Source organism: Paenibacillus sp. FSL K6-1217, assembly GCF_045040735.1.
Taxonomy (GTDB): domain Bacteria; phylum Bacillota; class Bacilli; order Paenibacillales; family Paenibacillaceae; genus Paenibacillus_AQ.
Genome location: NZ_CP150271.1, coordinates 3,983,222 through 4,000,464, shown reverse-complemented (window position 1 = coordinate 4,000,464; position 17,243 = coordinate 3,983,222). Strand labels below are relative to the sequence as shown.

At 54.4% G+C, this 17,243-nt stretch carries 12 protein-coding genes; 8 read left to right on the top strand and 4 right to left on the bottom strand.

Annotated elements, in window-relative coordinates; translation table 11 throughout:
* Positions 1-59: 59 nt before the first annotated feature.
* Positions 60-3,140, top strand: a complete 3,081-nt coding sequence (locus MHH28_RS17525) for a glycoside hydrolase family 2 TIM barrel-domain containing protein (RefSeq protein WP_405104338.1) — start codon at positions 60-62, stop codon at positions 3,138-3,140.
* A gap of 50 nt (positions 3,141-3,190) precedes the next feature.
* On the opposite strand, the gene MHH28_RS17520 is transcribed toward MHH28_RS17525, so the two are convergent.
* Positions 3,191-4,072 (bottom strand): helix-turn-helix transcriptional regulator, encoded by an 882-nt coding sequence (locus MHH28_RS17520; protein WP_405104337.1) that lies wholly within the window; start codon positions 4,070-4,072, stop codon positions 3,191-3,193.
* 562 nt (positions 4,073-4,634) lie between these two features.
* Between MHH28_RS17520 and MHH28_RS17515 the strand changes: the two genes are divergently transcribed.
* The 3 genes from MHH28_RS17515 to MHH28_RS17505 all read left to right on the top strand — a co-directional run bounded on the left by MHH28_RS17515 (position 4,635) and on the right by MHH28_RS17505 (position 8,178).
* Positions 4,635-5,501, top strand: a complete 867-nt coding sequence (locus tag MHH28_RS17515) for an ABC transporter permease (protein WP_405117158.1) — start codon at positions 4,635-4,637, stop codon at positions 5,499-5,501.
* Positions 5,502-5,537: 36 nt separating this feature from the next.
* On the top strand, positions 5,538-6,431 hold the full coding sequence (locus tag MHH28_RS17510; protein WP_405104336.1) for a carbohydrate ABC transporter permease: 894 nt from the start codon (positions 5,538-5,540) through the stop codon (positions 6,429-6,431).
* 148 nt (positions 6,432-6,579) lie between these two features.
* A complete protein-coding gene (locus MHH28_RS17505) occupies positions 6,580-8,178 on the top strand; it encodes an extracellular solute-binding protein (RefSeq protein WP_405104335.1) in 1,599 nt (532 codons plus the stop codon).
* Positions 8,179-8,577: 399 nt separating this feature from the next.
* On the opposite strand, the gene MHH28_RS17500 is transcribed toward MHH28_RS17505, so the two are convergent.
* The 3 genes from MHH28_RS17500 to MHH28_RS17490 all read right to left on the bottom strand — a co-directional run bounded on the left by MHH28_RS17500 (position 8,578) and on the right by MHH28_RS17490 (position 12,153).
* A complete protein-coding gene (locus tag MHH28_RS17500; RefSeq protein ID WP_405104334.1) occupies positions 8,578-8,940 on the bottom strand; it encodes a hypothetical protein in 363 nt (120 codons plus the stop codon).
* Positions 8,941-8,959: 19 nt separating this feature from the next.
* The gene (locus MHH28_RS17495; protein WP_405104333.1) at positions 8,960-11,200 is read right to left on the bottom strand and encodes a helix-turn-helix domain-containing protein; all 2,241 of its coding nucleotides are present in this window, start codon (positions 11,198-11,200) and stop codon (positions 8,960-8,962) included.
* Positions 11,201-11,397: 197 nt separating this feature from the next.
* Positions 11,398-12,153, bottom strand: coding sequence for a helix-turn-helix domain-containing protein (locus MHH28_RS17490; protein WP_405104332.1), 756 nt, complete (start codon positions 12,151-12,153; stop codon positions 11,398-11,400).
* A 326-nt stretch (positions 12,154-12,479) separates the two neighbouring features.
* Here MHH28_RS17490 and MHH28_RS17485 point away from each other — a divergent pair, with 326 nt between their 5' ends.
* Genes MHH28_RS17485 through MHH28_RS17470 form a run of 4 tightly spaced genes read left to right on the top strand, consistent with a single transcriptional unit; the run spans position 12,480 to position 17,200 of the window.
* Positions 12,480-13,622, top strand: a complete 1,143-nt coding sequence (locus MHH28_RS17485; protein ID WP_405104331.1) for a BMP family ABC transporter substrate-binding protein — start codon at positions 12,480-12,482, stop codon at positions 13,620-13,622.
* 41 nt (positions 13,623-13,663) lie between these two features.
* Positions 13,664-15,226: an ABC transporter ATP-binding protein gene (locus tag MHH28_RS17480; protein ID WP_405104330.1), complete on the top strand. Its 1,563-nt coding sequence runs from the start codon at positions 13,664-13,666 to the stop codon at positions 15,224-15,226.
* Positions 15,219-16,265 (top strand): ABC transporter permease, encoded by a 1,047-nt coding sequence (locus tag MHH28_RS17475; protein ID WP_405104329.1) that lies wholly within the window; start codon positions 15,219-15,221, stop codon positions 16,263-16,265. Before MHH28_RS17480 ends, MHH28_RS17475 begins: the two co-directional genes overlap by 8 nt.
* Positions 16,262-17,200 (top strand): ABC transporter permease, encoded by a 939-nt coding sequence (locus MHH28_RS17470; protein ID WP_405104328.1) that lies wholly within the window; start codon positions 16,262-16,264, stop codon positions 17,198-17,200. The genes MHH28_RS17475 and MHH28_RS17470 overlap by 4 nt, the downstream gene beginning before the upstream one ends.
* Positions 17,201-17,243 lie beyond the last annotated feature (43 nt).

The window sequence follows — 17,243 nt, the reverse complement described above, 5'->3', positions numbered from 1 at the left end:
TGAACTTTGGATAGAATAAGAGCCAGATTCACCGAAAGAAGATGAAGGAGGATCATATAATGTCAGGCAATGAAGCAAGTGTGGATTGGCTGAGCGATGTAGCTGTATTTAAGGTGAACCGGTTGGAAGCGCATTCGGACCACCGTTATTATACATCTATGGAGGAAGCGGAGAGACAAGCTCCCATGGCGCTGCGCCACTCGCTGAACGGGAACTGGAAATTCAGCTATGCGGTGAATGCGGCTGGCCGTGCCCGGGATTTCTACAAGACGGATTATGATACAAGAGGCTGGGGGGATATCCAGGTGCCGGGTCATATCCAGCTGCAAGGGTATGGCAGACCGCAATATGCCAACACGATGTACCCCTGGGATGGCCTGGATGCTGTAAGGCCGCCGGAGATTCCTCAGGAGAGCAATACGGTGGGGAGCTATGTGAAGTTTTTTGAGGTTCCGGCGAATATGGGGCAGGGGCCGGTCTTTATTTCTTTTCAGGGCGTAGAGGCGGCTTGTTATGTCTGGTTGAACGGGCACTTCGTCGGCTACAGCGAAGACAGCTTCACCCCTGCGGAATTCGAATTGACACCTTACCTGCAGGAAGGAGCCAATAAGCTCGCGGTTGAGGTCTATCAGCGCTGCACAGGCAGTTGGCTGGAGGATCAGGATTTCTGGCGGTTCTCGGGGATTTTTCGCGAGGTGTATCTGTACACGGTTCCTGAGCTGCATGTGCAGGATCTGCGGATTCACGCCGGGCTGGATGCTTCCTATGAGAAAGGCATATTAACGGCTGAACTGAGCATGGCAACAGAGGCTGAAGCGGCGGTTAGGATTGAGCTGAAGGATGCGCAAGGTATTGTGGTGGCGGAAGCAGAAGGACGGGCTGTGGCGGGCAAGGCTGCTCTGAGTATGGATGCAGGCAAGGTGTTCCTGTGGAGCGCAGAGAATCCGTACCTGTATAACGTCTGTATCTCTGTATGTAACAGCGAAGGAGAACTTGTAGAGGCGATTGTGCAGCGGGCGGGATTCCGTGCTTTTGAGCTGAAGGGTAAGCTGATGCTGCTGAACGGCAAACGGATCATGTTCAAAGGCGTCAACCGCCATGAGTTCAATCCCCGCACAGGACGGAACATCTCCAGGGAGGATATGGTCAAGGATATCATCATTCTGAAGCAGAATAATATCAACGCGGTGCGGACCTCGCATTATCCGAATCAGACGCTCTGGTATGAGCTGTGCGATGAATACGGGGTGTATGTGATTGACGAGATGAATCTGGAATCCCACGGTTCGTGGCAGAAGATGGGTGCTATTGAGCCTTCCTGGAACATTCCCGGAAATAAGCCGGAGTGGGAGGATATTGTCATGGACCGGGCAGTGTCGATGCTGGAGCGCGATAAAAATCATCCGTCGATCCTGATCTGGTCCTGCGGCAATGAATCGTATGCGGGCGAGGTCATTCTGAAGGTATCCCATTATTTCCGCAAGGCTGATCCGGGACGGCTGGTGCATTATGAAGGGGTCTTCCATAACCGCAAATATAATGATAGCAGCGATATGGAGAGCCGGATGTATGCGAAGCCGGCGGATATTGTGGAATACCTGGAGAGTCAGGCGGACAAGCCGTACATCAGCTGTGAGTACATGCATGCGATGGGCAATTCGGTAGGGGGACTTCATAAATATATCGAGCTGGAGAGCCGGTATCCGCAGTATCAGGGCGGCTTCATCTGGGATTATATCGACCAGGCGCTGGCGGCCACAAACCGGTACGGCGAGGAGTATCTGGCGTATGGCGGCGATTTCGGCGACCGGCCGACGGATTACAGCTTCTGCGGCAACGGAATTGTTTTCGCTGACCGGACGATCACGCCGAAGATGCAGGAGGTGAAGTTCCTCTACCAGAACATCCGGCTGTTGCCTGAGCGGGACGCCGTGACGTTGATCAATGGGAATCTGTTCGAGGGGACGGAGCGGCTACGGCTGGAGTTCCGGTTATACCGGGAGGGACGGGAGATCTTCAAGGGGCAGCAGGAGATCCATGTGGCCGCACAGGAGGAAGCACGGATTCTGCTGGAACTGCCGGATGTATCAGCAGCTCCAGGGGAGTACACTCTGGCTGTAAGCCTGGTGCTGAAGGAAGCGGAGCGATGGGCGGAGTCCGGGTTCGAGACGGCTTATGGAGAGCATGTCTTCCGGGTTGAAGCAGCTCGCGTAGAAGCGGCCGGGGCAAAAGCAGTCGGAGAAACGGCGCTGCTGCCTGCGGCAGCGGAGTTCCGCGTCATCGAAGGCGATGTGAACATTGGAGTAAGCGGCCGCGGGTTCTCCGCACTGTTCTCCAAGCAGGCAGGTTCACTGGTATCGCTCTGCTACGGGGGGCGTGAGCTGATTGCGACTCCGCCGGCTCCGCTGTTCTGGCGGGCAACGACCGACAATGATAAGGGGACGGCGCTGGGGTATCATGCCGGCGGCTGGTTCGCGGCCAGCCTGGCCCGCCAGTGTACGGCGGTCAGCCTGCACACCGAAGCAGACCGGGCCACGGTCAGCTTCGACTATGCCTTCAGCATCAGCAGTGAGCTGAAGGCAAGGATTGAATACACGGTCCATGCCGACGGCAGCGTCCGTGTCCGCATGGTCTACACCGGGGCAGACGGCTTGCCGGATGTGCCGGTGGTGGCGGTATCCTTCCGGATGCCGGCAGACTACGAGGCCTCCGAGTGGTATGCCCGCGGACCGGAAGAGAACTACAGTGACCGCGCGTATGGAGCGCGGCTCACCCGCTTCCGGCGTAAGGTGACGGAGCTGCCGTCACCGTATCTGGTGCCGCAGGAATCCGGCAACCGGACGGGCGTCCGTGAGGTGAGCATCACGGACAGCCGGGGGTATGGGCTGCAGGTTCAGGCGGCTGAAGACCAGCCGCTGGAATGTACGCTGTCACCGTATACAGCGTTCGAACTGGAGCAGGCAGCGCATCCTTATGAGCTACCCAGGGTGCACTACACGGTTGTTACCCTCGCAGCGCAGCAGATGGGTGTGGGCGGGGATGACAGCTGGGGGGCGCCGGTGCATCCGGAATACCGGATCGCCGCGGACCAGCAGCTGGAATTCGAGTTCACGCTGACGGCGGCATTGCCGGAGGCGTAATAATCACTAAGTAAACAGGCCATCAGCGTTTGCTTCGCTGATGGCCTGTTTTATGAGAAGCGCTGCCGATATTCGCGCGGCGACAGTCCCTCCAGCTTCATGAAGCTGGAGCTGAAATAGGAGGCCTGGTTGAAGCCGACCTCTCCGGCGATCCGCGAGATCGGGAAGCTGGTCTGCATCAGCAGCAGCTTGCTCTGTCCGATCCGGTAACGGAGCAGATACTCCATAGGCGAACAGCCGTATTGCTTGTTCATGCAGCGGGCGATATAGACCGGATGGAAGTTAAGACTGTCGCCCAGCATAGCGGTAGTGATCTCTTCACGGTAGTGAGCGCGCAGGTAAGAGGCGGCCTGCTCGGCACATACGGTGGACTGCGAGCTGCGTTGCTCGGGGTTCACAGAAGTGGCCAGCTGCTGCAGGAGCTCCTGGAAGAGCAGCTGCTGTCTGAACCGGACGGCTTCGAGGTGGGCCGTGCTCTGTAATTGCTCCAGTTGCTCCAATACTTCATAAGCCTTGTCCGGCAGCAGTAAGGTAACGAACTGGGATAACACCAGATTGAAGGAGCTGATATCGAATAAGGAAGCGGGAGACTCGCCTGTAGATTCGTTTGGGTGGCCGGAAGCGGCCCCTGCCGCGGATAAGGCAGGCAGGTCGCTTAAGGTCTGGAAATGAAGCCAATGATAAGCTGTATCCTCCTTGCAGCCTTCGGTTCCAAAGTGGTGGCAGTCGGGGCGCAGAATCAAGGCATCGCCTGCTTTCACCGTGAATCGCTGCTCCTCCTCGCCGATGTACAGGCACCCTTGGTTGACGATGAGCAGGTCAAAAACCTTAATATGCTGGCGGCTCCGGTGCTGATAGCCGGGCTGGCAGTGATTGAGGCCGCTGGCGATATAATGCGGCAGGGGAGGGATGCGGAACAGAAGCGGGTTCATGGGATAGCCTCCTGAAGATAAGTTTGGATATTGAAAGTTTAGGTTGGAGAATTGGTACATTTTCCAGAGTATATCACCTATAATTTATTACAGGCAAGTTTAAATCGTAAGGCTATAAATAGGTCCAGCGCGGCCGCCCGAATTCCCCCGGATTCTTCTCCTTGAGGAGTGCTCCGGGGGCTTATTTGCGTTGAATTTGCGATTACTGCACAAAAGTATGATAAGTGCACAGCACGGTTAGCCGTAAAGTACAGGAATATCCCGAAGCTTCACTGTTCAGCCGCTGCGGGCCTCTTCTATAATCAGGTCATGCATTGGACTTCACGAAGCCGCAGGGGCCATAAGGGCGGAGGCTTCGGACCCAGTGACCCGGCAACTTATCTATAGGCATAGGAGAGTGAGGGCTTTGAGACACCGCAAACGCAAGACCGGAATACTGCTTGTTACCCAGCTTCCCTTGAAGGGAACGGGCAGGCTAACCCCGCAGCTTGGGTCCGGCACCCGGAAGACAAGGAAGAAGGGCTTCGTACATGAGCTGGTCCATAACCGGATTCTGTTCCTGATGCTGCTGCCTACGCTGTTGTTTTTTCTGGTCAATTCGTATTTTCCGATGGTCGGGGTCTATTATGCGTTCACGCAGTTCGATTTCAATTCCGGGCTGTTCGACGCCCCCTTCGTGGGGCTGAAGAACTTTGAATTCCTCTGGAAGTCCGGCACGCTGGTGAAGCTGACGCTCAATACGATCGGCTACAATCTGGCCTTCATTCTGCTCGGGAATGTGCTGGCCATTGTCTGTGCGATTCTGCTCAGCGAGCTGCGGGTGAAATGGTTCAAGAAGCTGACCCAATCGGTGATGTTCCTGCCGTATTTCGTATCGTTCGTTATCTTAAGCGTGATCGTCTACAATGTGTTCAATTATGATAACGGTTTCTTGAATACGCTGCTGATGCAATTCGGGGCGAATCCTGTGGATGTTTATAATAATCCGGTCATCTGGATCTTCCTGATCATTCTCTTTTATCTCTGGAAAAATCTCGGCTACAGCATGGTCATCTACCTGGCCTCCATTACAGGCATCAGCGAAGAATATTATGAAGCGGCCAAAATTGACGGTGCCCACATTTTTCAGCGAATCTGGTATATCACGGTGCCGATGCTGAAATCGACCTTCGTCATGCTGCTGCTGTTCTCGCTGGGGAGTATTATGAAAGGGCAGTTTGACCTCTTTTACCAGCTGATTGGCAATAACGGGGTGCTGTACAATACAACGGATATTCTGGATACCTACGTGTTCCGCTCGCTCAAGGTGACCTTCGATGTCGGGATGGCAACGGCGGCCGGCCTGTACCAATCGCTGTTCGGCTTCTTCCTGATCATGACGGTCAACTATATCATCCGTAAAATAAATGACGATTACGCCTTGTTCTAGGTTGTAAGGAACCTGCTGCGGAAGGAGAGAAAGAGCATGCAAATCAAAGACGACTCGTACACCAGGCTATTGCAGGGAGTGGCTTATACAGTAATTATAATTGGCTCCTTAGCCTGTCTGATTCCGTTCCTGCTGATTATTTCCGCTTCGTTGACGGCCAATGAATCCATCATCAAGGACGGTTATCATTTCATCCCGGCGCAGTTCTCGCTGGAGGGCTACAAGACGGTATTCACTTTTCCAGATGAGGTGCTGCGGGCGTATGGGGTGACGCTGTTCACTACGGTGACGGGGACGACGCTGGGACTGTTCTTCATGACCATGGCCGGTTATGTGCTGGCCCGCAAGGATTTCAAATACCGCAATACCTTCTCGTTCTATATTTACTTCACGACCCTGTTCGGCGGGGGGCTGGTGCCCTGGTATATTATGATCACCAAGTATCTGCATCTGACCGACTCTTATGGGGCGCTGATCTTTCCGGGGCTGATGACGCCGTTCCTGATCATTCTGATGAAGAATTTCATCCGTTCGGCGGTGCCTGAGGAGCTGTTCGAATCGGCCAAGATTGACGGGGCAGGGGATTTCAAAATCTACTGGCGCATTGTGCTCCAGCTCTCCATGCCCGGCATTGCTACAGTGGGTCTGTTTCTCGCTCTGGCTTACTGGAACGACTGGTTCTCCTCGTCGCTGTTCATTAATGATCCGCATAAGTATCAGCTTCAGTTCCATTTGTATAATGTCATCAACTCGGCCTCCTTCATCGCCAATATGGGCGCGGGTACCGGGGTCAGCCTGGGCAGCGATCTGCCTACGGAATCTACCAAGATGGCGATGGCGATTGTGGTCACGGGTCCGATTCTGTTCCTGTATCCGTTCATCCAGCGTTATTTCGTGAAAGGCCTGACGATCGGAGCGGTCAAAGGTTAGAACCGGCTGACAGCACACCTCTTCCGGTGTCTCTGTTCTTTCGGCTAACATAGAGGTAAACACCAAGGCGGATAGGCTTCCGGGTAGGGTCCTGTACGAAGGAATTCCGGGAAGCGCAGGTTCACAACACTTTGAGGAGGGTTCATTCATGAGAAAGAAAGCAGGCAGACGTTCTGTGGTTACGCTTACAACGGGGATACTCGCTCTATCGCTCCTCGCAGGCTGCGGCGGGGGCAACAGTAATGGCAACACCGGCAGCGCCGGGGAGGACGGCAACGCCGGCACTGCGCCCGCTACAGAGGGTGCGGCAGCCACCGCAGGTGATACCGGGATCGACACCTCGAAGAAGGTGGAGCTGCAATTCTATATGCTCGGCGATGCGCCTAAGGATCTTCCGGCGATTCAGGCAGAGGTCAACAAAATGGCTGAGGCCGACCTGAATGCCACTGTGAAGTTCAATTACACCAGCTGGACGGACTGGGATCAGAAGTATAAGCTGCTGCTGTCCTCCGGGCAGGCGATTGATCTGATTTTTACGGCGGACTGGACGCAGTATCAATCTTATGCGAAGCGCGGCGCCTTCCTGGCACTGGATGACCTGCTGCCCAAGGCGGCACCCGAGCTGCAGAAGTTCGTCCCTGAGAAGATGTGGGAGGATGTGAAGGTAGACGGCAAAATTTACACGGTTCCGGCCACCTTCAAGGAGTATGTAACCAACGGGTTCGTCTACCGTGAGGATCTGCGCAAGAAATACAATCTCCCGGCGCCCAAGGACTTGGCCAGCTATGAGGCCTATATGGACGGCATTGTCAAAAACGAGCCGGATATGATGCCGATGTCGCTCAACAGCGATGTGGGCAACAATCTCCATTATATTTATACGGAGCTGCATAAAATGGTCGGCGCTCTGCCGTACGGCATGGGGGTGAAGTACGATTCTCCGTCCACGGTCTACTCCTACTGGGGCTCCGATGAGCAAAAAGAAGAGCTGAAGATGATGAAGCGCTGGGCCGACAAGGGCTTCATTCCGAAGAACGTGCTGAACATTAAGGATACGATGCAGGACCCGGTCACTTCAGGCAAAGCGGCGAGCATGTTCGGCGACAACCCTAACCGCTTCAACGACATGAAGATGAAGATCAGCACGACGCATCCCGATTGGGAGCTGGCGTATTCTCCCTTCGGCCTGACTACCGGCTATGCAACGCCTGTACATCCGATTCATAACGGGTTTGCGATTCCCAAGAGCAGCAAAAACCCGGAAAGAGCCTTGGCCTTCTATCAGAAGATGGTCCTGGACAAACGCTATAACCAGCTGACGCAATACGGCATTGAAGGCAAGAACTACACGGTGGAAGACGGCTACTACAAGCTGGTCGGTACCAGTACCTCCAATGGCTTCACCCGTGAAGGCATGAACGGCTGGGCGTGGAGAAATCCGGAGTTCATGCTGTTCGACAAGGGCTTCGACGGAGTCAAGGCGATCTTCGATGAGCTGGATAAAATTCAGAAGCCGGATCTGTTCCTGGGCTTTGCTGAGGACTACACCTCCTATCAGGCGGAGAAGGCTGCGCTTGAGCAGGTAGAGAAGCAGTACCTGTTCCCGCTGGAGGCCGGACTGGTGGACGATGTGGATAAGGGTCTAGAGACCTTCATGCAGAAGGCCAAGCAGGCAGGCCTGGAGAAGATCCAGGCGGAGTGGACGAAGCAGTGGGAGGCTTATGTGGCGGAGAAAGGTCTTAAGTAGATGAGGGGAGCCCCGGGAGCCGTATGGCTTTTGGGGCTTTTTTGTGTGCGCGGTTTGCTGGGGGGAGTTGGCGGTGGTGAAGTGGGTGGCGGTGGCGATGGCGCTTGGGTGGACGCTCCGAAAACGGAATGATGTTCCGATCGCTGTTGTGTCCGGATTTTTTTGATTTTAACCTTAGCGGTGAAAATCCGGACACAAAGGCGAACGCTCCGCTTCTCCACATTCATTCCGTTTTCTCCGCTGTTTAAGCGCTCGGCGCAACGAGACCACAGCTGCGGGGGCCGCATCAGCCCTACGGCCTCCGCGGCAGGAGGGAGGAGCAGAAGATCCCGTCTCCATGTATCTGGAGACGGGCTGGTGTTCCACGCCGAGCAGTTGCAAGGCATAGCGGGAAGGCAACTACGGGCTTGGTGTTCCACCAAAGCGGCAAAGATAACTGCGGGGCTTGGTGTTCCACCAAAGCGGCAAAGATAACTGCGGGGCTTGGTGTTCCACCAAAGCGGCAAAGCCAACTGCGGGGCTTGGTGTTCCACCAAAGCGGGAAAGATAACGACGGGGCTTGGTGTTCCACCAAAGCGGCAAAGCCAACAGCGGGCTTGGTGTTCCACCAAAGCGGGAAAGATAACTGCGGGCTTGGTGTTCCACCAAAGCAGCAGAGCTAACTGCAAGGCTTGGTGTTCCACCAAAGCGGCAAAGCCAACTGCGGGGCTTGGTGTTCCACCAAAGCGGGAAAGATAACGACGGGGCTTGGTGTTCCACCAAGCAACCACCGCACCGCCACCTAGTTCATCCGTACACTCTTCAACCGCCGGTAGTCCGTAGGCGTTGTACCGAAGCTGCGCTTGAACATGCGGTGCAGGTAGCTGCTGCTGGTGAAGCCGCAGCGCTCGGCTATCGCGGTTACGGGCAGGTCAGTGTTCTCCAGCAGGGCACAGACCTCGCGCATCCGCACCTCAAGAATGACATCGACGATGCTGTTCATGGTCTGCTGCTTGTAGAGGCGGCTGATATAGATGGGAGACATGTCCAGCTCCTCGGCGATCTGGTTGAGGCTCAAATGAGGCTTCATGTAATCCTCGTTGATCTTGGCGTTGATCTGGCAGATGAGGTCATGCTGCTTGGTGTTTTTTTTGCCGGCTAACTGCTCCTGCAGGGTATGGAAGATCGCGGAGAAAGCCTCCTCCAGCTCATCGATGGTCTCGATGGCTTCCAGGCTGGGCAGCTCGCCTATTCCATCGGTCTGTAAGCGGTTACGCTTCTGGATAGTATTCACGATCTCCCGGACGGTGACGCTGAGCCTGGACACGGTTAACTGCGCGGTCTGGTAAGGGAAGGCCCCGGTCTCGCGGATCATTGCGCTGAACTGTTCGGCGGCGTCCTCCAGTTTGCCGCTCAGCAGCGCATCCGCCAGTTTTTTCTCTTTGTCGGCCGGATAATGATAGGTGCTGGATTCCAGCGCACAGATGTTCCGGGCATTAAGAATGCAGCCATGTCCATAGAACAGGCGGTGATTCGACGCCTCGCGCACCTGCTGATAGAGCTGATGCAGCTGGCTGGCGTTACGGTCAATATGGCTGTAGGTCAGAGTAAGGCTAAGCTTGAGATAATCGGAGCAGGCTTGCTGAATCTGGCGGAGCAGCGCCTCAATCAGTCCGGTATCCGTGTATTCTACGGGATCGATGATGTTCAGCAGCACCAGGATGCCGTCATCGTTCATATCCACCGTCTCGACGCGGTACGTCTGGCCGCAGATCTCGGAGGCGATGTTCATAATGGCGAACTTGGAGGCCAATAGATAGGAAGAGCGGGCTTCCCGGAACGCCTTGTAGTGATCAATCCGCAGCAGAATCAGACGGTAATCATCATGGAAGGTGAAATGAATCCCGAGCTGGCGCAGCTTCTCCATCTGCTGCATGGACTGCGGCGGCTTCAGGCCGAGAATCAGGTCACGCAGTGTATTTTGCCGGATCATGAACATGCTGTCCCGCTTCTCGGTCTCCAGAATATGCATCTCGCTGACAATCCGGTTAATCGGCAGGTAGAGGCTTCTGGACATGATCCAGGAGAGGCCGATGCCGGCTACCAGCACAAGGGCTGCAATGAGCAGAGTGGTGTTGCGGATCGTGTTGGTCTGCTTCGTAATCATCTCATACGGCGTAATCCGTACATACTGCCAGCTTAGATCATCCGGTGCAGTATAAGAGATCAGCGAGTTCACGCCTCCGAAGGGAGCGATGAAATAACCGGCCTCCCGGCCCTTGATCCGCTGCTCGATGAATCCCGCTTCCTCCGGGGTAAGCTCCTGCTGCTTCAGGCTGTTGCTGGAGCGGAAGGCACCCTGATCATCCAGTATATAGGTGGCGCTGGTGGAATCCACGGGACTGGCAATCTCCTTGTTGATCCAGGGGGCAGAGATATTGACAATAACCGCTGAATTAATGGCCCGGTCCCAGCCGATGGCGTCCAGACACAGGAAGGTGTAAGCACGGACCTGATCGTTCTCCTGCGAACCATTGGAGTAGACCCGGGGAATCGGTGTGAATGCTTTATAGTTCTGATAATGGCTCAGGATATCCAGAATGGAGGTGTCCACCAGCTCCTGCTCGGTAAATACACCGTTCTGGCCGTGGGAGGAGGCGATATACAGCTTCCCGCCCTTGGGATTATATACATAGATGGATTCAATATAAGGCATGGAACTTAAATAATTGCCCAGCTCGGACATGGCTGCCGTGACATCATAGATGTCAGGCTTGTCGTAGAATACGATTTTGGAGATGGTGCTGTTGCGGTAGATTTGAAAAGAAAGCGATTGCGCCGCATCCGTCATGTTGACGACCTCCCGGCTGGTCTGGGTGAGGTTGCCGAGGTCGGACTGGAAGGTCTGTTTCTTTTCTACGCCGATGTAGTAGTTGTAGTAGATGATGGTGGAGACCAAGAAGGTTAAGGAGACGCAAAGTGTAATGCTGACTAGCAGTCTGCTGTACAGTGCCCGTTGATTGCCGATCTTGTTCAGTCTCATCCGAGTAGCCCCCTGACTCACTGTGTATTCTTGCGGGTACCGTCCTTGTCTAAATGTTCATAGTACGATTATAAGCTCCAGGCTATGAACAGGACAGTGGAACAAGCTTACAACAGTGAACAGGCCGGACCCCTGCCCAGTGAACAAATGCAAGATTCGTGTACAAAAGCTACTTGGAACGGAGCGGGACCGATTCACTATGTCACTCTGCTCTGAATGCGGAAGGTGCGCGGGGAGAGGCCGATCTCCCGTTTGAACATATTGCAGAACTGGGCGTCATTGACGAATCCGGCCGCAGCCGAGACCTCGGAAATATGCATTTGGCTGTGGAGGAGGAGCGACTTGGCATAATCCAGACGTTTTAGTAAAAGATAACGGTGAGGAGAATGCATGAACCGCTCTTTGAACAGATGCCGGAAACGGTCATAGCTGTAGCCGGACATCTCAGCCAGCGAGGCGACCGAGAGCTTGTGACGGTAATGCTCGTTCATATAATTGAGCACATACTGCATCTGATCCTCTGCCGGGGAATGGAAATCCGAGGCGCTGAGCAGACGCTGGAGATAGACGGTAATTTCGCTCATTTGCAGATTGAGCAGCTCGCTGAACCCGTCGCGCTTGCGCTTGAACTCGGCGCTCATCCGTTGCAGGGTCTGGAGTACCGTATGCTCCTTATCGTCGTCAAACACACCTGATAGCGAGTTGATCACCGGATTGCCGCAGTGAAAGCCGACGAACAGCACCTCCGGGCTGGGCTGATGATTCTCGTCATGCTTGAAGCCTGCCGGAATGAGGGCGAAGGTAGAGGGCCGGAAGTGATAGCTGCGCTGGCCAATGCTGCAGGTGCCCTGACCATGGATATAATAGACAAGCTCGAAGCACTCATGCTGGTGCGGAGGGATATAGGTACCCGCTTCATGCTCTGCATTTACAATATATAGGACACGATCCATGATGAGCCTCCCTTGATTGTCTTTTAGCCGAATCGTACAAAAAGATGACCGAAAATATATAAATATTTATGTTTTCATTTGATATGATCTTATCAATAAAACCGAAGATTCTCAACTGGACTGGCCATCTTGTTCGGGTATTTTACGGTTTTTTAACGAAATGTAACATGAAATGTTTGGTTTTCAGAGTAAATTGCTTATTTTCAGAATTTCAACAGTCGCTTATTCATGCTGCCCGATTCGATGAGACCAACAAAACGTGTAATTGGGATTTTATGCTATTCAGCAGGGTGGATCTATTACAAATAGGGGTGTGACCTTAGACAATGAAAAAGAAAATGCTCACTTTAATGTTACTGGCAGTGATGGTACTGGTCGCTGCATGCGGGAACAACAAGTCCGGGAACGGGAATGGTGCGGCAGCAACTCCGGGAACGAATGCGGAAGGCGGCGGCGCGGCTGCGGGGGACAAGCTCAAGGTGGTGCTGCTGATTCCGGGGACGCTGGGGGACAAGTCGTTTTTTGATGCGGCGAACAATGGTCTGCAGAAGGTGAAAAGCGAGCTTGGCGCAGAAACGAAGGTCGTGGAAATGGGCGCTGACAAGACGAAATGGGAGCCGACTTTTAATGATATCGCTGCTGAGGATTGGGATGTTGTCATCTCCGGCGGCTCGGAAATTACAGAAATGTTCAATGCAACGGCCGAAGCGAATCCTGATAAAAAATTCATCAACTATGATACCGACATCGAGGAAGCGCCTGCCAATATGTACAATATGTCTTACTCGACCAATGAGGTCTCCTTCCTGGCCGGAGCGGCTGCGGCGCTTGCTACCCAGTCCGATATGCCTAATGCCAACAAGGACAATGTGATCGGATTCCTGGGCGGAATGGACATTCCCGGCATCAATGCCTTCCTGGTCGGTTACATTCAGGGTGCGCAGTATGTTGATCCGGAAGTGAAGGTAGCGGTCTCTTATGCCGGAGATTTCGTGAACCCTGCCAAAGGTAAAGAGTTGTCGCTGATCCAATATAACTCTGGCGTAGATATCATCTTCAACGTGGCTGGCGGTACGGGCCTTGGTATCTTCGATGCTGCGAAGGAAAAAAACAAATATGCAATCGGCGTCGATTCGGACCAGGCGATGCTGCTGAAAGATACGGATAGTGCGAAAGCCAACCTGATCGTTACCTCCGCCATTAAAAAGATTGATTCAGCCATTCTTGGCGCAGTGAAGAAGCTGCAGGACGGTACGCTCGAAATGGGTAAACGCGATGTGCTCGGCTTCGTTGAAGACGGCGTAGGCATTGCCGAGAACGAGATCTACAAGGCGGCATTCCCGGCGGAATTGCAGACCAAGGTTGAAGAAGTGAAGCAAAAGCTGATTAATAAGGAAATTAAGGTGGATAATGCAATGGGTATGGAGACCTCTGAGGTGGAAGCTATCCGTAATGCCGTTAAACCTTAAGGACATGAATCGAATCTTTGGTTGAAAGGCGTTGATGACCCATGGCAAATGCTCTGCTGGAAATGCGGGGAATCACCAAAGTCTATCCGAACGGTGTGGTTGCCAACAAGGATGTTGAGTTCTCCCTGCGCGAAGGCGAGATTCATGCGATTGCGGGTGAGAACGGAGCCGGTAAATCGACTCTGATGAAAATTATGTTCGGAATGGAGAGTCCAAGCGAAGGCGGGCTCTTCATCCGTGGAGAACAAGTGAAGCTGCAGTCCCCGCAGGACGCGATTGACCGCGGGATCGGGATGGTGCATCAGCATTTCATGCTGGTGCCTTCTTTTACGGTGGCTGAGAATATGGTGCTGGGCATGGAGCCGAAGAGGGGCGTGGGCTTCAATTATGCCGAGGCCGTACGTCTGACAGAAGCAACCGCACGTAAGTATAATCTCTCGGTGAATGCCAAGGCGAAGGTGGAGGACCTGAGCGTCGGCATGAAGCAGAAGGTGGAGATTCTGAAAGCGCTGGTGCGCGGGGCCAAGATTCTCATCCTCGATGAGCCGACAGCGGTGCTGACTCCGCAGGAGACGGAGGAGCTGTTCCATGAGCTGCAGCAGCTTAAGGAGCAGGGGCACACGATTGTGTTCATCTCGCACAAGCTGAAGGAGGTCAAAGCGATCTGTGACCGGATTACCATCATGCGCGGCGGCAGAAGTGAAGGGGTCTTCGAGACCCGGGATGTAACCGAACAGGAAATATCGCGGCTGATGGTCGGACGGGATGTGGTGCTGAAGTATGACAAAAGCGATCTTCCCTACGGCAAGCCGGTGCTTGCAGTGGAAGGGCTGAGCGTCACAGACAGTCAGGGCAAGGCGCTGCTCTCCGAGATCAGCTTCTCCGTCCGCGAAGGGCAGATTGTCGGCATTGCCGGCGTTGAAGGAAACGGACAGACACAGCTGATCGAAGCACTGACCGGCGGCCTGCGCGGGGTTGGCGGCAGCGGGTCCGTACAGGTGAAGGGGAAGGATATCCGGGAGCTGGATATTCTGGACATCCGCAACATGGGGGTATCCTATATCCCCGAGGACCGGATGCGCCAGGGCTCTGCCGGAGAGGCCAGTATTGCCGACAATCTGATCTCCACCCGCTACCGCCAGAAGGATATGAATAAAGGGCCCTTCCTGCACGGGTCCAGAATCGCTGCACTGGCCGCAACGCTGGTGGAGGAATTCAAGGTACGCTGCTCCGGCCCGCAGCAGCCGATTGGAATGTTATCCGGCGGGAATATGCAGAAGGTGGTCGTTGCCCGGGAATGTTCAACGAATCCGCAACTGCTGATCGCGGAACAGCCAACCCGGGGCGTCGATATCGGGGCTGCCCAGTTTATCCACCAGAAGCTGCTGGAGCTGCGCTCGGCGAACTGCGCCACACTGCTGGTATCGGCGGATCTGAATGAAATTCTGGAGCTGAGCGACAGTCTTCTCGTCATGTATGAGGGGCAGATCGTTGCGTATTTCGATCATCCTTCAGCGGTAAGTGAGGAAGAGCTGGGGCTCTATATGCTGGGGATCAACCGGCAGGACAAAGAGCAGACCGGGAGGGCCATAAATCATGTTTAGAGTAAAATATTTCGAGGCGATCCGGACGGCAGCAGTAATTATCATTGCACTGATTATCGCGTTCCTGGTCATCTCGCTGGTCAGCGACCATCCGGTGAAGACCATAGGTATCTTCCTCTGGGAGCCGTTGTCCACGAAGGGGCATATCGGCAACGTTATTGAGATGGCTATTCCGCTGATGTTCACCGGCCTTGCGGTCTCCCTGCTGTTCCGGGCTAATATGTTCAACCTGGGGGCGGAAGGAATCTTCTACTTCTCCGGTATCGTAACCACGGTACTGGCGATTCATCTCAGCCTGAACAGCTGGCTGCATCCGGTGGTAGCGATTCTCGCCGGCTCGATTGTGGGGGCACTGCTCTCGGCCATTCCCGGCATTCTCAAAGCGAAGTGGAACGCCAACGAACTGGTCACCTCGCTGATGTTCAATAACATTCTATTTGGGGTGGGACTGTACCTGCTGAACTACCATCTGCGGGACGCCAAGGCCTTCGCCAATGTTTCTTTTAAATTCGAGAAAACGGCCCAGCTCAGCAAGCTGTTTGCAGGGACGCGGATTCACACCGGACTTATTATTGTGCTGGTGCTTATTGTACTGGCCCATCTGTTCCTATACCGGACCAAATGGGGCTATGAGCTGCGCATGACCGGAGTCAACCGGGATTTCGCCCGCTATTCGGGAATGAAGACCGCCAAGGTCATCATCCTGGTCCATCTGATCGCCGGGTTCATTGCCGGTATGGGCGGCTCAGTGGAAGTGCTCGGGATGTACAGCCGCTTCCAGTGGACCTCCTTACCGGGCTATGGTATGGATGGTGCGCTGGTGGCCATGCTGGCCAAGAATAATCCGCTCTCCGTCATTGTCTCGGCGCTCTTCCTGGCCTATATCCGTATAGGCGCCGACATGATGGCGCGCCTGTCGGATGTACCGTCCGAGATGATCTCGATCATACAGGCTGTAATCATTCTGCTGATCTCCGCTGAGCAGTTCCTCAAGTTCTGGAAGAATCGCATGCTGCTGAAGGAGGCGAAGGAAGCATGAACAGTCTGCTGAATGTCATTCTGACGACGGATTTTGCCTTCTCTGTACTGCGTGTGACCACGCCGATTCTGTTCGCGGCGCTGGGAGCGCTGATCTCGAACCGTGCCGGAATTATCAACATCGGGATGGAAGGGATCATGCTGGTGTCGGCCTTGGCCGGGGTTATTGTGAGCGCCTATACGCAGAGCGCCTGGGTGGGGCTGCTGGGGGCGGTGCTGTCGGGAACGCTGATTGCGGGCATTCTGGCTTTTTTCACCTTGAAATTCAAAACCCATATCATTCTCGGCGGTGTGGCGATCAATATGTTCGCCTCCGGCGGTACAGTATTTATTCTGTATCTGCTCAGCGGGGACAAGGGCTCTTCAACCTCCCTGGCAAGTAAAGTGCTGCCGAGTATCGATATTCCGCTACTGCAGGATATTCCGGTGCTGGGCCCGATTCTGTCGGGGCACCATATTCTAACGTATTTCTCTATACTGTCAGTGCTCGTCGTATATTATCTGCTGAACCGTACACCGCTGGGACTGCGTATCCGCTCTGTAGGCGAGAATCCGCATGCGGCCCAGTCGGTGGGTGTCAGTGTGGTCCGCATCCAGTACAGTGCGCTGCTGCTCAGCGGCTTCTTCGCCAGTCTGGGCGGAGCCTATATGTCGATGGGCTACTTGTCGCTGTTCACCCGCGATATGGTCGCCGGCCGGGGCTGGATCGCGATTGCTGCCGAATCCATGGGCCGGAGCACCACCGTGGGCACAGCGCTGACCTCGCTGCTCTTCGGCGCAGCCGATGCGCTCTCCAATGCCCTGCAGGTGCTGAAGATTCCAGCCGAGCTGATCGCTACGCTGCCTTATGTGGCAACGGTCATCGGTCTGATTATCTACGCCATCTCGGAGACACGGAAGAAGAATAAGAAGCTCAAGACTACTGTTACGAAATAAACAAGGTAGATAAGGCACACGAAAGAAATTAGCGAAAAGCAAA

Coding starts and splice junctions, on each gene's coding strand:
- MHH28_RS17525 (WP_405104338.1), top strand. CDS start 60: ATGTCAGGCAATGAAGCAAGTGTGGATTGGCTGAGCGATGTAGCTGTA.
- MHH28_RS17520 (WP_405104337.1), bottom strand. CDS start 4,072: ATGAACCCGCTTCTGTTCCGCATCCCTCCCCTGCCGCATTATATCGCC.
- MHH28_RS17515 (WP_405117158.1), top strand. CDS start 4,635: ATGCTGCTGCCTACGCTGTTGTTTTTTCTGGTCAATTCGTATTTTCCG.
- MHH28_RS17510 (WP_405104336.1), top strand. CDS start 5,538: ATGCAAATCAAAGACGACTCGTACACCAGGCTATTGCAGGGAGTGGCT.
- MHH28_RS17505 (WP_405104335.1), top strand. CDS start 6,580: ATGAGAAAGAAAGCAGGCAGACGTTCTGTGGTTACGCTTACAACGGGG.
- MHH28_RS17495 (WP_405104333.1), bottom strand. CDS start 11,200: ATGAGACTGAACAAGATCGGCAATCAACGGGCACTGTACAGCAGACTG.
- MHH28_RS17490 (WP_405104332.1), bottom strand. CDS start 12,153: ATGGATCGTGTCCTATATATTGTAAATGCAGAGCATGAAGCGGGTACC.
- MHH28_RS17485 (WP_405104331.1), top strand. CDS start 12,480: ATGAAAAAGAAAATGCTCACTTTAATGTTACTGGCAGTGATGGTACTG.
- MHH28_RS17480 (WP_405104330.1), top strand. CDS start 13,664: ATGGCAAATGCTCTGCTGGAAATGCGGGGAATCACCAAAGTCTATCCG.
- MHH28_RS17475 (WP_405104329.1), top strand. CDS start 15,219: ATGTTTAGAGTAAAATATTTCGAGGCGATCCGGACGGCAGCAGTAATT.
- MHH28_RS17470 (WP_405104328.1), top strand. CDS start 16,262: ATGAACAGTCTGCTGAATGTCATTCTGACGACGGATTTTGCCTTCTCT.